Raw genomic sequence first — 14,117 nt, forward strand, 5'->3', positions numbered from 1 at the left:
ATGTAACGGGCACTGATCGGGCGGATCAGCGTGTCCTCGTCCTTCGTCCGGAAGGTGAAGACGATAAACAGATAGCGGCCAACGGCATTGCGCCCGATGGCATTCAGCCGCTCTTCCGTCGCCTGTCCGCGATCCGGAAAAACCGCCGGGCCATGCATCAGCACATGCTCGATCTCGGCCTTGGACACGCCGTGCTTGGCGCATTTCGGCCAGTTGCCCTCATCCCAATCGAATCCTGCTATCGCGACACTCATAGAGATATGATATAGTTTTGTATATACGTTTGTCAATCACAATGTGCCCGCAGGGCATTCTTCAAACAGGGTGGGTCGGGTGGGAAAAGAAGTCTTGGTGACCGCCCGTCAGGCGGTCACCTCTTGTTCTTCAACGGGTTGCAAGCCGCCCAGATAATCGGCGGCGCGTTGCGCGTGAGCGGCGGCGCTGAAGATGGCGCGTTTATCGGTCTTCAGCACCTTCAGCCAGTGGTCGATATAGGCGGCATGCTCGGCGCGGGGCTCGGGACTGATTGCCAGATCGGCGCAGACGAAGGCCGCGCCCAGTTCGGCCACCAGTTCCTCCATCGCATAGCCTGCATCGCCAAAGCGTTTGCGGCCAAAATCACGATCGAGACGGCCCTTGCCCTTCGTCCAGTGGGTCATTTCATGCGCCAAGGTCGCATAGTATGCCTCGGCCTCGCGGAAGGCTTCAAAGGGCGGCATCTGAATCCGATCCTCGGCGGGACTGTAGAAAGCCTGATTACCGCCGTGGCGGATGTCGGCACCGGTCGCGGCAAAGAACCGCTCGGCGGCCTCGATGCGCGCCACAGGATCGGCGGGACGCTCGGCCAAAGCGTAGAAATGGGCCGGTAAACCCTCGACCTGCTCGACGTTGAACACGGTATAGCCCTTCATGAATGGAATATCCCGCTCCTGTTCTGCGCCGCTCTCGTCGGTTTCGGTCTTGGTGATCGTGTTGGCATACACGACCAGATTGCCCTTTTCGCCTTTGCGGACGTGCCCGCCCAGCTCCTGCGCCTGCTTATAGGTCATCCAGATCGGCGCGGCGTAACCACGTTCGCAAGCCGCGCCCCAGAGCATCAGGACATTGATCCCGCGATATGACTGTCCGTTTGCCCGCAAGGGGCGGGTGATCCGGCCTGCGGCATGTTCGGCATTCCACGGCTTGAACCAAGGGCGCACGCCCTTTTCCAGATCGGCCAGAATGGCGTTGGTCACTCTCTCATAAACATCTTGTTTCATTGCCTTTTTCCTTTGACTACGGGTTGCGCATGCAACCCGACTAGCCACGCGGCAATGAGCGGGGGACGGCTGTCAGGACCGGAAAATGGGGGGTGGCGCGGGCCGGAGCGCAGCGACAACACGGCCCCCGTTTTCCGCCCCTTGGGGCTTGGTCTTGACGGCCAAGGGGGCGGCACGCCCCGAACGAAAAGCGGCTACAGCCGCCAGGAAGAGGGTGCGCGGCCTCGGCCGCACCTGAAAACTGGCCAGGGGTCAGCCAAGGCGCGCGGGATCGTTACCGGATGGCCAAGACGCTGGCGGCTTGGGGACACCATTGTCCTAGAGCCCAATGCGGCTTCAGCCGGACGCGCTAAATAAATATGTAAATAAGAATAAATGAATTATGGAATTACTTTCTCCATTTCGTTGTATTAGTGCAACTATTGGGCAGTATCATTATTGCATTTAGGTCAGCTTTATTGACCTAAAGTAAAGGCGAATAGTAATTTTACCTCCAAGTGCTGACCGAAATTATTTGAGGGTCGGTTTTTATTAAAAAGGGACTTTCGCTTTTGCGAAAATCACATTTGGAGGAATAACAACAATGAAAAAAGTACTTCTCGCAGGTACGGCTCTCGTTGCTACGGCGCTGATCGCGTCCCCCGCACAAGCCGAACTGAAATTGGACCTCGGTGGCCACTTCTCCGGCTACGGCGTTTATGTGGATGAAGACGAAGCCGCTGGTACCGACTACGATAATTTCGTTATCCGCAAGAACACCGAAATCCATTTCACCGGTGAAACCACTCTGGACAACGGTCTGACGGTTGGCGTGCACGTTGAGCAAGACATCGAAAACCAGAACGACAACGACGAATCCTATGCCTATTTCTCCGGCGGCTGGGGCCGCGTTAACTTCGGTAACGAAGACGGTGCTGCCTACCTTCTTCAGGTTGCCGCGCCTGCCGCAGACAGCAACGTTGACGGTCTGCGCACGACGATCCAAGGCTACAGCTTTGACTTCGGCACGCTGGACTACGACCACGCGCAATTCGGCAACACGCCTTCCGCAAATATCAACGGGACGGTTGCTGCGGCTGCTGCTGTAACAAGCCCAGATACTTCTGTTGATCGCTTCACCTACCTGACACCGAAGTTTAATGGGTTCCAAGCTGCCGCTTCTTACGCGCCGCGCGCTGAACTCGCTGTTGGTGTCCTGAACACGGTTAGCCCGAGCTCCTATGAAGACCTGTGGGAAGTTTCCGCACGTTGGGATGGTGAATTCGAAGGCGTTGGTCTGTCCTTTGGTGCAGGTTACTCAACGTCTGATGCGACCGTTGGCTTGGCTTCCGGTGCTGGTGATGCAGAAGCTTGGAACGTTGGCTTCAACCTTGGCTGGAACCAGTTCTCCTTCGGCGGCTCCTGGCTCGATGAAGAAAACAACCCGGTCACCGCATTTGTTGTCGGCGGCGACGTTGACACCACGACTTGGGTATTGGGCGCAGCCTGGGACAACGGTCCTTACCATGTCGGCGTTTCCTACTTGGATCGCACGGATGAAATCGCGGCTACGCCGGACATCGACAGCTACAAAACCACTATCGGTGGTGGCTATCAGTTCGGCCCTGGCATGACCTTCCGTGGTGCTGTCGCCTTCGGTGAAGCATCCAACGCTACCCTGCTGGGCGCTGGCGAAGAGGGTGAGTTCACCCAAGTTACGCTGGGTACAGACATCCAGTTCTAATGAGCCTCGGGCACTACGCCCGACCTTCATTAGCGGAAAAGGGAAGGGCTGGAACCGGTGTTCCGGCCCTTCTTTTTTGGAGCTTTCCTCATGGAAAAGAAGAAAAAATCGCGTCCGGTGGATCGCGCTTGGTTTGATCGGCGCATGGCGGAAAAGTCGCTCTCGCTGCGCGGCCTCGCCGTGCTGTCGAACATCAACCCGTCAAACCTCAGTCGCGTGATGCGCGGCCTTCAACCGCTGCGGATCGAGCAAGCCATTCTGATCTCCGAGGCACTCGATGCGCCGGTGGCGCTGGTACTGGAAAAGATCGGCACGAAGCTGCCCACGCGCCTGATCCCTGTGGTCGGGGTGTTGGATGATGGGCTGCACATCGATCGCCGATCGCAGCGCCCCGTCACGCCGCCGATGCAGGCATTCCCCGATTTGCCGCTCAACACCGTCAGCGTGGTTTGTACGGATGCCGTCTCGCCCATGCGCGGCTGGCAGTTCTGCTTCGTCGAGGCGCAAGGAGTCTCAGCTGATGCCGTGAGCCGTCTTTGCGTGGTCCGGCTCGAAGACGGGGACGAGATGATCCGATTTGTGCGGCCCTCCTTGCGGATCGGGCGCTTCGATCTTCTGCCGCTCTTCACCAAGAGACCATATGCCGAGGTAGAAATCGCGGCCGCCACGCCGGTACTGCACATTCGGCCTTGACTGTGCATTTGTGCACGTGTGCACGTCTGCACCAAAGCTAGTCGTGTGCGCATTTACCGGGTCAACTTACGGTCCTGATCCTGCGCCTGTGCTTGCCGATCTTCGGCCCGCACGCGCCGAAGTTCATTGGCCTCTTGATAATCGCGGATATAGCGATCCCGCTCTTCTTCGTGCGCGATGTCGAGCGCGGCCATATCTACGTCAATTTCGTGCGCCGGCCGCGCCGTGTTGTTGTAAAGGCGCAGGGATTCCATCCGCTGGCGGTCGTAGAGATCGGCGAGTATCTTCTTCAGCGCCGGATCGAAGCCCGCATCTTCCGGCGCGATGTCCTTGCCGTGATCCAGGAACCGGGCGTGATATGGCAGCGGTTCATCGTCCATGAAGCTCCTTCCTAATGCCAGAGCACCAACATCGTTGATTTTAATATTGTTTTCTGTCTGATTTTCCAGAATGAATATTATCAAACAACAGAAACGGGGGAACCGCCATGCCCCATAGCGACAAGCGATCAGGCACGGTTGCGGCCATGAATCCCGTAAGGGGCATGGTTGCGATCGCGACGGAAGATGACGGCTATACCATCATCGAACTGCTCGAAGACTGGGACCTTGAGCCGGGCGATGCGATCACCTGGCGGAATGGTTACGGCCTCGGGTCCGAGGTCTATGTGAACGTCTCCAAGGGGACGCGGGCGGAGGTCTACGTGCAGAACCACAGCGTCTCGCAGGCGAACCTGCGGCAACAGCTTCTCTTCTGACGACAGGCAGGCACGGCCCGCCGATCGTTCGGCGTGATACCGGCGGCGGATGTCTCCCGCCGGCAAAGCCCCCCACACAGTCCTTTTGATCCTGCACCCTGGCAGAAGCTGCCTTTAGGCGGCGCAAGCCCTCGTCGGGCTCCTTCACGCTGTTACGGCCGGAACGGTGCGCAGCCGGCAGCCTCTGCCGATGACGGGGCAGAAAGGCCGTGATGGTTGCGGCCTCGCCAGACAGGAGACACGCCATGCGCCTCATCACCGCCGCCGAACTCGATCAACAGCCCGAAGCCGTCCTGCATTCGAAATTCCTGTGCGTCAGCCGCTTCTTGCACCGGACAACCGCGACCACGACACAGCGCGCCAACGCCCTTGCCTCTCTTGAAAACATCAACCAGGCGATCATCCGCCGCCGTTTGAAGGGGCCGGGGATGTGATCCCCGCCCCGGGCTATAGCCGTGGCCCAGACTTTTTTCTGAACGTCGGTGTCAACGGCGGCGGCTCTGCCGGGAGCACCTGCTGCACCGTGCGCGGCGCATCAGGTGGGCGCATAAACCGCGAGGGAGCCATGAAGCGCGATAGGAGCGCCCGCAGCCCCCGCCGTTTGCGGCGCTTCTTGCGCCGTTTAGCAGGCTTCAGGAAGCGGGAAACCACGCGGCGGAACATCGGCAGGAAGCCCGGGGTCATCTCCGGTGGCGCGTCCAGGTCGTCTTCGGCCTCGTCCTTGGCAACCTGTTGTCCCCCTGCGCGGCCCGGTTCTGGTTGCAAGAACAGCGAGCCGCTTACTTTGTCCGGCCAGGCGGACCATCCGCCCCCCTGCCCTGCTGGCGCACCTCTTCTTGCAAGCGGCGCTCTTCCTCGATCCGCGCACGCAGCGCCGCCGCGCGCTGCGTGTCCTGGGCATAGCGCTGCCGCTCGGCCTCGAACGCGGCCGCCTGTTCGCGCTGCTGCTGCGCGTGACGTTCGCGCAATTCATCCATCTGCTCAGCGCGCGTCTGTTCCAACAGCCGCTCCATATCGCGCGCCTCCTGCGCCTGACGGGCGCGCAGATGCCGCCAGGCATCCTTTCGGGCGGCGGCGGCCTCGGCCCCGCGACCGGGATTCAGGCGGTTTTGCAGGGCATCCATGAAACGGTCGATGCCCGTGGTTTGCTGCTCCCGCCGCAAGCGGTCCTGCGCGGCGGCGTGCAGCGCGGCCTGGTGGTCCAGCTTCTCCTGCATTTCCAACGACAGCACATGATCGAGCTGGCGGGCCTCGGCCGCGTGCCATTCAGCCAGCTTCGCCGCTTCGCGTCGCTGGCGCTCGTCGAGCGCCCGCGCCACCACGGGATCAAGAGCGGCGGGATCGAGAGCCGGCTTTTGCGCCTCGGGCGCGGGAGCCAGGTCCTCGGGCAGGTCCGGTGCCTGTTCCGGCACAATCGGCTTTTCCGCCGGCGGCGGGATGTCTGGCACAGAATCCGGGGCGGGTGCTTCCTGGCGCGCCTTCTGCGCCGCACGGGCCTCGGCGGCGGCCGGCAGCACGGCAAGGTCCACGTCCGCCATGAAAGCCCGCACTTCGGCGGCTTTCATTTTTAGCTCGCGGCCAAGGCTGAGCACGGACCCTTCCGCCGTCACCAGCACGAAGTCCCGCCGGTCGCCCTGGGCGAGCACATAGCCCGCGTCTCCCACGGCTGCCCTGAAGGCCGTACCACCGTCACAGGATTCCCTGATGTCGGCGAGCTGCGCCCGCCGGTCGGCAACAGAGAGCGCGGCCCGTTCGGCCTGCTGCCATTCGGCATGACTGATTTCCGCGCGGGGGAATTCGGGCTGTTTCTCGCGGTCGCGTTTGGCGTGCTTGCCGGGCACGGACTCATGCCCGAATTCCCGCTCCATCCGCTGGCTGGCGCGTTCATGGGCCAGATAGTTGAAACCGTCTTCGCGGAGCGTCATGGTTTCAAGATCGGTGCGCTGCCAGACGACATGGATGTGCTGGCGACCTTTCTTTTCGTGCATCACCACGGCGCGGGGCTGGCCGGTCAGGCCCAATTCCTTTTCCAGCACGTCCACGGCCCGCATCCACTGGGCGGCAGTCATGTCATAGCGCGCGTCGGGGTCGATATTGGCGTGGTAGAGGCCCTTGGTGCCGCGCGTCGCCTCGGAAAGAACCTGCCAATCGCGGAGTGTCGCGGCGAGGTCATCGGTGCCAGCGTGCAGTTCCAGGACCTCGACGCGCTCGTTCGTGTCGGTGCGCTGAAGATGAGCGGCAAGCTGCCCTGGTCCGCCCCGTGATCCGCCCTTGATGATCATCGCCGCGCCTTACCGTTTCGGAGGTTTGGGTTTGGTGGGATCGGCGGGCGGCGCTTGATCAGGCGTTTTGCCAAGCGCCTCATAGAGGCGGTCGCGGAGACGGGCGTGATCGGCCAGAATGTCCCGAATGTCGTCCAGCAATACGGCGGCGGTGCCGCCGGTATGCAGATAGCGGGCGATCTGGTTGAGGTTGCTGCCGATCTTCCCGAGGTGTCCGATCACCTCGCGCAGGGCCTGCGCATCGGCGGGAAGCTTCTTCTGTGCGCGTGGTCCGGCATCTTTGATGGCGGCCGCCCGCAGGAAGGCAGCGGTCGTCAGGCCGGCCGCGTCCGCCCGATCGACAAAGCGCGCCTTTTCCTCCGGCGTGAGGCGGGCGAAAACCAACTCGGTGCGCTGCCGGGTCTCGGACTTCCGGCGTTTCGGCGCGGGGCCACTCACATCATCATCCGCCATGCCCTCCCCCTCTGGCTGCGTGGGTCTCGTGTCTCTCCTTTGCGGATTGCTGGCGTGGCCAGCCATTCCGTTGTGGTCGGTGCCGGGCCGAAAACCCGGCTGAGGTGCAGGAACAGCGTGTCCTGCGCGTGGTCGAGGGGACGCATCCCCTCGTCAGGGTGCAGGGGCTCGAAGGTCCCTGCTCGAAGTCCAGAGCGCGAAAGCTCTGGTCGTGGGTGCCGGGATGCGAAAGTTCCGGCGAGTGGTCGAGGGGCGCGATAGCCCTCGTCTGGTTCCAAGGGTGACACGCCTTGGTGGGTGCCGAGGGCAAAGCCCCGGTCAGGGTTTCCAGGGGCAGGAACGCCCCCGGATGGTGTCGAGAGGCCAAGCCTCCGTCATGGGTCGCAGGGAGCACGAAGGCTCCCCGCACGGGTGCATGGGGTGTGAAACCCCTGCTCGGGAGGGATGCAACGGGAGGGCGAAGCGCCACCCTTGCCAAGCCAGCGCCTCTTGGGCGCGGGGACGGACGGTTAGTCCGTACATGGCTTGCACAGCCTCTTAACTCACAACTTAGGATAGCACGAAACGTGCAGGGCTGTGGGGTAGCATCGCATGCAGCAGGACAATTCCTGCCGGTGATGACCATCGTATGCGCCCCGGTCGTACCACACGGCAGCCATCGAGTCGGGGGCGATAGGTCGCGGATATTATACCACAGACTGCCCTGCCCCACCGTCACTTTCATCGCCGCGCCTTCTTCGGCAGAAGCGTGTCGCGGGCGGCATTGAGGTTGCGGGCGATCCAGTCACTGCCCCCTGTGTCTGGGTGCAGTTTCTGGATCAGCCGTTTGTAGGCCGCGCGAATGTCCGCTTCGCTCGCGTCATCCCTCAGGCCAAGGATGGACAGCGCCTCCGCCCGGCTCATGCGGCCGTTGGCGGGGGCCTCGGCTTTCCGCCGCTGTTGCTGGCCAGTGTCCTTGTCCTGCCCGTTGCCCTGCTCCTGTTTCGCCCCTTGCTGCTGTCCAGCACCCTGCTGCTTGCGGGCATGATAGGGATTCGGATCATAGACCAGCGGCGGGTCCCAATAGGTGTGGGAATAGCGGGCCTGAAGCTGCGGGAAGGCCGCTTGCAGGTTCCAATAGTCGATCGGGCGCAGGTAATGGGGGTTGCCGCCCGGATGCGTCACAATCGCGGTCTCGCGGCCGAGGTTCAGGATTTCATCGGGGGCCAGCAGCAGGCGGGCGGTCTCGCCGTAATTGAGGCTTTCACCGTCCTGCCCCTCCCGCTCGCTGCGGCCTACGGTCTGCACCGTTTTCTTGCCCAGCGTCTCGGAAAGGTACTTCGCGCTTTCCAGGTCGTTGACGTTGCAAAACCACTTATAGGCACAGTTGGAGAGGATCGTGCCCGCCGCCTTGCCGTAGAGGTCGCGGAGCTGGTCGATGCCCTGCACCACCAGCGCGTAGTCCACGCCATAGCCCGCCATCGTGGCAAGATCACCGGGCATGTCGGTAATCTTCCCGAGCGCGGGAAACTCGTCGATCAGAATCAGGCAGCGGTGCGACAATCCTGCCGAACTGTTGCGGGCGGCGCGGCGGTAGGTCTGGCTGACGGCAGCGAGCATCAACCGCAGCCAGGTCCGCTGTGTGTCGATCCTGTCTGGCGGGATCACCAGATAGACCGTCCGCCGTTCGTGGATCAGGTCTGTCAACGCAAAGGTGGAGGTCGCCGTGGCGGCCTTCACCTGCGGATCGGAAAGAAACTTGGTGTTCTCCGACAGATTGGCGATGATGCCGGAATAGGTGTCATCGGCAAGGTCCAGATAGGGGCTGATCAACTCGCGGATGGCTCCGCCAAAGGCTGAGCTTGCCGCCATTGGCACCAGAAACCGGTCGGTAAAATCTTTGCGGCTCAGGCTAACGATCTCGCGGGCGCGGGCGAGCGTCTTGGTCTCCCCCGGCTGATCCGTGATCCAGAGCAGCACGGCGGCGAGCACATTCGCCGCGCTCCCCTGCCAAAAGCTGTCCTTGTCGCCGGGGCTGGACGGACAGACCGCCGCTGCGAGCCCTTGCGCGATCGCGACGGCATTGGGGTCGCCCCGATCCAGCATGTCGAGCGGATTGAAGGTGTCCTGCGGGATGCCCGCCTGCGCATACGCCTTCGCGAGTTCGCCCCACGGGTTGATGACATGCACCTTGTCCGTGACCTTGGCAAAGAGGCGCGGCCGCGCTGTCACGGCGGCATTCTCCCCTTTCGGGTCGATCACCACCATCGACCCCGCATAGCGCAGCAGGGTCGGGATGATGACGCGGGTGCCCTTGCCCGTGCGGGTACGGGCCACGATCAGCGTATGGTTCTCGGGTGTGGTGCAGATCGGGATACCGGGCTGCTGGTCGAGCGGCACGGCGTTCGCGTCCGGATGGCTGCTCTTGCCCAGAAAAATGCCCCTGTGCAGCCAGTCCGGCTGCGGCGGCGTGATCTGCATGCCTTCAAAGGCGGCGGTGCCGTAGTTGTCAGAGAGCGGCCGGTTCCCTTCAGAGATCGCGCGCCGCCCGCGCAGATAGACCAGCAGGCCGATGCCCAGCAGCGGCACGGCATAGGACAGGATACCCACCACGGCGACCAGGAGGTCAGGCGAAGCCACAGCAAGCATCAGGATGCCGCCAAAGAACAGGGTATTGCCGAGGACCAGCAAGCCGAGGCTTTCCAAAAGGCGCGGTCCCGGCGCGGCGGGATCGGCCGTCCAGCCAAGTGCCAGCCAGCAAAACAGCAGACCCGGTGCTTGCAGCAGCAGGAATCCCACCCCCCCGCCGAGCGCCCCACTACCCTGGGACGGCAGGCCCACCACGGCCGCGAGCCAAACCCCGCCGGGCTCGAACAGATAATAGACCTCCGCCATAACGGCGGCGGCAAGGAAAACAGCGCGCGCGGCCGTGCCCGCGCTCTCCCAAAAGGGGCGGTGCCCGGTCAGGCGCACCGCAAGGCCATAGAGTGCACCTGCGGGCAGGCATAGAAGGGCTGCGACTACACCGGACCCGGTCAGCCATTGCCAGAGTGGCACCCGGAGCGCCGGGGCACTCCCGAAGAAGTAGTCGATCGCCAGAAACCCCGCCCAGAGCCAGAACGCGGGCAGGACAGACAAGCCCGCATCAAGGGCCGCCTGCTGCCAGGTGCAAGCGGTCATGCCCCGCAGCACCAGCGCCGCGCCCAGCACGGCCACAATGGATGCGCCAAGGGCATGCGGCACGCCGAGTGTCGCGTCCATGCGGATCTCGATCACGACGACCGTGCCGGCAAAGACCAGCATCAGGACGAAGCCCGCTGCCAGTGCCGGAAAGAAGAAAGCCCCCGGTGGCGCTTCCGCACCGCGTCGGCGGTGCCGGAAAGCCAGCACGGGAGTTGCCGCCGCTGCGATCAAGGCGGCGGGCGGCAACAGAATCGCCCCGAGCAAGAGCAATACGCGGAGCAAGAGCGGCACCCGTCGCCGCGCAGCGGGCATCAGAACGGTCCGCTCTCTTCCTGCGGCACCGCAGGGGGATGTTTATCGGGAATGGCCGCGCCTGGCTCACCGGCCTCGGCACAAAACCTGTTCCACAGCCGCGCGTAATGCGGATGCGCGGTCGGGTCCGTCGCAAGCCCGTGCAGCAAGCCTTGCAAATAATTGTCGATGATCCGGGCCAGCAAGGCCGGTGTCGTGGCGGGACTGCGGCCTGCGGCGGCCGCGTCAAGGCGCTCGATGTGTTCCAGCAGGCGGATCAGCCCCCGTGCGGCGGGGATGGTGTAGGATTCTTCCGTATCATCGCTGTGGGCCGTGTCGGTCAGCGCCGCCAGCGCCGTCAGTTCCGGGTGAGCCAGGAAGCGGGACAGGAGCGCCCGCGAAGCCGGGTCGGACCTGTCAGAGATGCGAGCCCCCTGCCCGCTTTCCCAGGCATCAAGCGCCGACTGTTCCTCTGGCGGCAGAGATTCGGGCTCTTTCATCCTCGTGCCTTTTCGATTGTGCACATGTGCAATTTTGCATTCGCGCACGTCGCGTCCTAGCGGTCGCCAAATTTCCGGGCGGCCAATTCACGCTGGTAAAGGTCTTCAATGGCTTTCTTGATAAGCTGCGAGTTGTCTAGGTCGAGACGAGCCCGCAGAATAGCAACCTGTTCGACGGTCTCACGGTCAAAGTACCCGCCAATATGCTTGAGACCCGCCCTGCCCTTTGCGGCAGGCTTGATTTTCGGCGCGGTGGCTTTGGCAGGCGCAGTTTCGGGCGTGGCCCCAGGGGTATCGTCTTCCGCCAGGGACATATTTTTCAGGAACGCGGCAGCGGTCGGCTTTTTGGCCATGACTTATACCCTTGCTTTCTTCTTGTGCACAGGTGCACTTGTGTCCAATTGCAATTCTGCACAAACCCATGACCAGAGCGCTGCAATTTCCTGTGCGGCTTTGCTCTCGGGCTCCAGTTCCTGGGCACTCAGCCCTTCGCGGCTCGCATCGCGGTGGACTTTGAAGCGGTGGATGACGGCGGGGGCCATTGGCAGATGAAGGTTGGCGAAGATTTCGCGCGTGATTTCTTCTTCAGTGCGGCTGTTGGGCTGGGCGAGGGTGAGGACAGCGGCAGCAGGCTTTCCCGTTGTTCTCGCCAGGCGCGCCGTGCGGGGGAGCTGTTCATATGCCTCGATGTCTGGCGAACAGGGCACCAGCACCAGATCAGCAAATTCAACAGCTGCCGGTGCTTCCGTGCTGCGCGCAGGGGGCGTGTCGATGAGCACGAGGTCGCAACCGGCTTCATCCGCCTGCTTCAGGACTTTCGGCAGGTCTATTTCAGTGACGAAGCGCACCAGGGGCAGTTCGGCACTTCTGCGTTCCGCCCATTGGGCCGTGGATTGTTGGGCATCCATATCGAGGACGAGCACGTTCAGCCCCGCATCCGTGGCAGCCACTGCAAGGGAGCGGGTAAGGGTCGATTTCCCAACGCCTCCCTTTTGCATGGCGATAGCGATTGTTTTCATGTGCACCGTTTCCCTTCTGCAATCCTGCACTTGTGCACAATTGCAAATTAGATCAATATCAAAGGAGTGGGGTGCCGTCAACGGAATAGTGCAGACGTGCACTTGTGCACAATGGCACATCATGATTGGGGGGAGCATGGTATGGGTGGAATGTGGCAAGGAACTGATCGAGGCGGATGTTATTCGTTGGTCAGAGCCGGTCTGGAAGCCGTCCGGTCGCACGGCACGGCGTAAACCTCGAAAAGCGCCGGTCATGATTGGTCGTCGGACGGTGACAGGACAAGTCCAGAAGATCGACCGGAACGGATGGGTGCATGTGTCTGTCGCTGCCTGTGTTGTTGAACCGTTCCCGGACTGGTGGAAGCCGATCCCTGCCTATGGCAAGGACGAAATCATCCGCCGGCAACGAGGCAAGATCGGACGGGGAAAGGTCGAGCGCCTGCTATGGTCGGAGGAAGAGGCGAGGACTGCGATCGTCAGCCGCTCGCGCTTCCTGAACCGGTAGGGCGCGACCTGGCCGATTTCCCTTTTCACTGCCAAGCCTTTAACGCCGCTGCATGCACACCGGTTGAGGTCTGTTCGGTGGTCTTACCAGAACTTATCCACAGGGTGTAGTCGCAAGGGAGGGTGTTAAATGGGTGTTAGAATCTGTGTTAAGGGATTCTGGGAACACACTAAGCCCTTGAATCATCCTGTTGAATCGACTGGCATTTTGCAGAGTCGGTGGGTGAAACCCCGAACGACGGTGGGTGAAACCCCGAACTTTGGTGTCTGAAACCCCGAATCTAGCGGGTGGTGGGCGAAACCCCGAAGCCAATTTGATCGAAGGTGTCAGAAGGCGGCTGCATACGATGGTAGGTGGGTGAAACCCCGAATTTCTTGACGTAGGTGGGCAAAACCCCGAATATGACGCATGGTGTCTGAAACCCCGAATCTGCCGAGTCCCCAAGACGCGCTCCTGCCGGATCGCCACCCGCAGCATGACCTGTTCATCTGCGATGTGGCTGATGCGGTCCTGAAGGACGTGATGCCGCAGATGGAGCACCCGTTCTATTCGCTGTCGAAGAAGCCGGAGAAGAATATTCGGCGCTACGAGCACAACGGCCAATGGATCCAGGTCACGCCAAGCGTGAAGGGTTTGGCGACGATCTACGATAAGGACATCCTGATCTACTGTATTTCGCAGATCATGGCGAAGCTGAAGAACGGCGAGCCTGTGTCCAAGCGGGTGCGTCTCAACACGCGGGACCTGCTGATCTTTGCCAATCGCGGCACGGCAGGGAAGGACTACACGGCGCTTCAGGAAGCCTTGGAGCGGATTCGCGGCACGACGATCTCGACCAACATCCGGACGGGCGACGAAGAGCAGACAGACACTTTCGGTCTGATCGACTCATCCTCGATCCGCCGCAAGCACGGCCTCGACGGTCGCTTGCTCTCCTGCGAGATCACGTTGTCGGATTGGGTTTTCAACGCGATCCGGCATAACGAGGTTCTGACGCTGCACCGGGACTACTTCCGCCTGCGCAAGCCGATCGAGCGCCGCATCTACGAGCTGGCCCGCAAACACTGCGGCCAGCAAACGTCATGGAAAGTGTCCCTGGAGGTCCTGCTGAAGAAGTCAGGATCAAGGTCGTCAGACAAGGAATTCCGGCGGGCCGTCAGAGGGCTGGCGCAGAGCGATCACCTGCCCGACTATCACGTCACCCTGGATGGCACGACGGATATGGTGACGTTCCAGAACCGGGGCACAATGAAGGCAGCGATTGAGGGTTCGGAGCCGTGGACCGGCCGGGTCGATAGCGATGTCTATGGTGATGTTCGTAATGTCGCGCCGGGTTGGGACCCTTATTACCTGGAACAGGAATGGCGAAGCTGGCTCGGGGACAACGAAATTGTGCCCAAACATCCAGAGCGGCATTTCGTGAAGTTCGCCAAGAGCTGGTTTGACAAGCGGGGCAGGCCGTGATCGTGCACC

General features: G+C 61.9%; 15 protein-coding genes. 6 read left to right on the forward strand and 9 right to left on the reverse strand.

What is annotated here, in order from left to right; genetic code table 11:
- Together BLR51_RS24980 and BLR51_RS24985 are read right to left on the reverse strand one after the other, a co-directional pair.
- On the reverse strand, positions 1–254 hold a 254-nt coding region (locus BLR51_RS24980; protein ID WP_089852075.1), incomplete at its 3' end, for a BrnT family toxin.
- 108 nt (positions 255–362) lie between these two features.
- Positions 363–1,259, reverse strand: coding sequence for an ArdC family protein (locus BLR51_RS24985; protein WP_089852077.1), 897 nt, complete (start codon positions 1,257–1,259; stop codon positions 363–365).
- A 583-nt stretch (positions 1,260–1,842) separates the two neighbouring features.
- Here BLR51_RS24985 and BLR51_RS24990 point away from each other — a divergent pair.
- Positions 1,843–2,982, forward strand: coding sequence for a porin (locus BLR51_RS24990; RefSeq protein WP_089852079.1), 1,140 nt, complete (start codon positions 1,843–1,845; stop codon positions 2,980–2,982).
- A 90-nt stretch (positions 2,983–3,072) separates the two neighbouring features.
- Positions 3,073–3,675 (forward strand): helix-turn-helix domain-containing protein, encoded by a 603-nt coding sequence (locus tag BLR51_RS24995; protein WP_131821882.1) that lies wholly within the window; start codon positions 3,073–3,075, stop codon positions 3,673–3,675.
- A gap of 53 nt (positions 3,676–3,728) precedes the next feature.
- On the opposite strand, the gene BLR51_RS25000 is transcribed toward BLR51_RS24995, so the two are convergent.
- Complete coding sequence (locus BLR51_RS25000) at positions 3,729–4,055, reverse strand: hypothetical protein (RefSeq protein ID WP_089852083.1); 327 nt, start codon at positions 4,053–4,055, stop codon at positions 3,729–3,731.
- A gap of 107 nt (positions 4,056–4,162) precedes the next feature.
- Here BLR51_RS25000 and BLR51_RS25005 point away from each other — a divergent pair, with 107 nt between their 5' ends.
- Complete coding sequence (locus BLR51_RS25005) at positions 4,163–4,432, forward strand: hypothetical protein (protein WP_207543693.1); 270 nt, start codon at positions 4,163–4,165, stop codon at positions 4,430–4,432.
- A 245-nt stretch (positions 4,433–4,677) separates the two neighbouring features.
- The gene (locus tag BLR51_RS25010) at positions 4,678–4,866 is read left to right on the forward strand and encodes a hypothetical protein (protein ID WP_089852087.1); all 189 of its coding nucleotides are present in this window, start codon (positions 4,678–4,680) and stop codon (positions 4,864–4,866) included.
- Between the two features lie 345 nt (positions 4,867–5,211).
- Here the strand turns inward: BLR51_RS25010 and BLR51_RS25015 are convergent, their stop codons facing one another.
- The 6 genes from BLR51_RS25015 to BLR51_RS25040 all read right to left on the reverse strand — a co-directional run bounded on the left by BLR51_RS25015 (position 5,212) and on the right by BLR51_RS25040 (position 12,139).
- The gene (locus BLR51_RS25015) at positions 5,212–6,714 is read right to left on the reverse strand and encodes a relaxase/mobilization nuclease domain-containing protein (RefSeq protein WP_089852089.1); all 1,503 of its coding nucleotides are present in this window, start codon (positions 6,712–6,714) and stop codon (positions 5,212–5,214) included.
- A 9-nt stretch (positions 6,715–6,723) separates the two neighbouring features.
- Positions 6,724–7,167: a plasmid mobilization protein gene (locus BLR51_RS25020; RefSeq protein WP_089852091.1), complete on the reverse strand. Its 444-nt coding sequence runs from the start codon at positions 7,165–7,167 to the stop codon at positions 6,724–6,726.
- 720 nt (positions 7,168–7,887) lie between these two features.
- Positions 7,888–10,641, reverse strand: a complete 2,754-nt coding sequence (locus tag BLR51_RS25025) for a type IV secretory system conjugative DNA transfer family protein (RefSeq protein ID WP_207543694.1) — start codon at positions 10,639–10,641, stop codon at positions 7,888–7,890.
- Complete coding sequence (locus tag BLR51_RS25030; RefSeq protein ID WP_089852093.1) at positions 10,641–11,120, reverse strand: hypothetical protein; 480 nt, start codon at positions 11,118–11,120, stop codon at positions 10,641–10,643. The genes BLR51_RS25025 and BLR51_RS25030 overlap by 1 nt, the downstream gene beginning before the upstream one ends.
- Before the next feature lie 56 nt (positions 11,121–11,176).
- Positions 11,177–11,473: a hypothetical protein gene (locus BLR51_RS25035; RefSeq protein ID WP_089852095.1), complete on the reverse strand. Its 297-nt coding sequence runs from the start codon at positions 11,471–11,473 to the stop codon at positions 11,177–11,179.
- Between the two features lie 3 nt (positions 11,474–11,476).
- Positions 11,477–12,139, reverse strand: coding sequence for an AAA family ATPase (locus BLR51_RS25040; RefSeq protein ID WP_089852097.1), 663 nt, complete (start codon positions 12,137–12,139; stop codon positions 11,477–11,479).
- A gap of 136 nt (positions 12,140–12,275) precedes the next feature.
- On the opposite strand from BLR51_RS25040, the gene BLR51_RS25045 reads away from it, so the two are divergent.
- Positions 12,276–12,644 (forward strand): hypothetical protein, encoded by a 369-nt coding sequence (locus BLR51_RS25045; protein WP_089852124.1) that lies wholly within the window; start codon positions 12,276–12,278, stop codon positions 12,642–12,644.
- Between the two features lie 408 nt (positions 12,645–13,052).
- A complete protein-coding gene (locus BLR51_RS25050) occupies positions 13,053–14,108 on the forward strand; it encodes a replication initiator protein A (protein WP_089852099.1) in 1,056 nt (351 codons plus the stop codon).
- Positions 14,109–14,117 lie beyond the last annotated feature (9 nt).

The sequence above is a fragment of the Salipiger marinus genome (genome assembly GCF_900100085.1).
In the GTDB taxonomy this organism is placed as follows: domain Bacteria; phylum Pseudomonadota; class Alphaproteobacteria; order Rhodobacterales; family Rhodobacteraceae; genus Salipiger; species Salipiger marinus.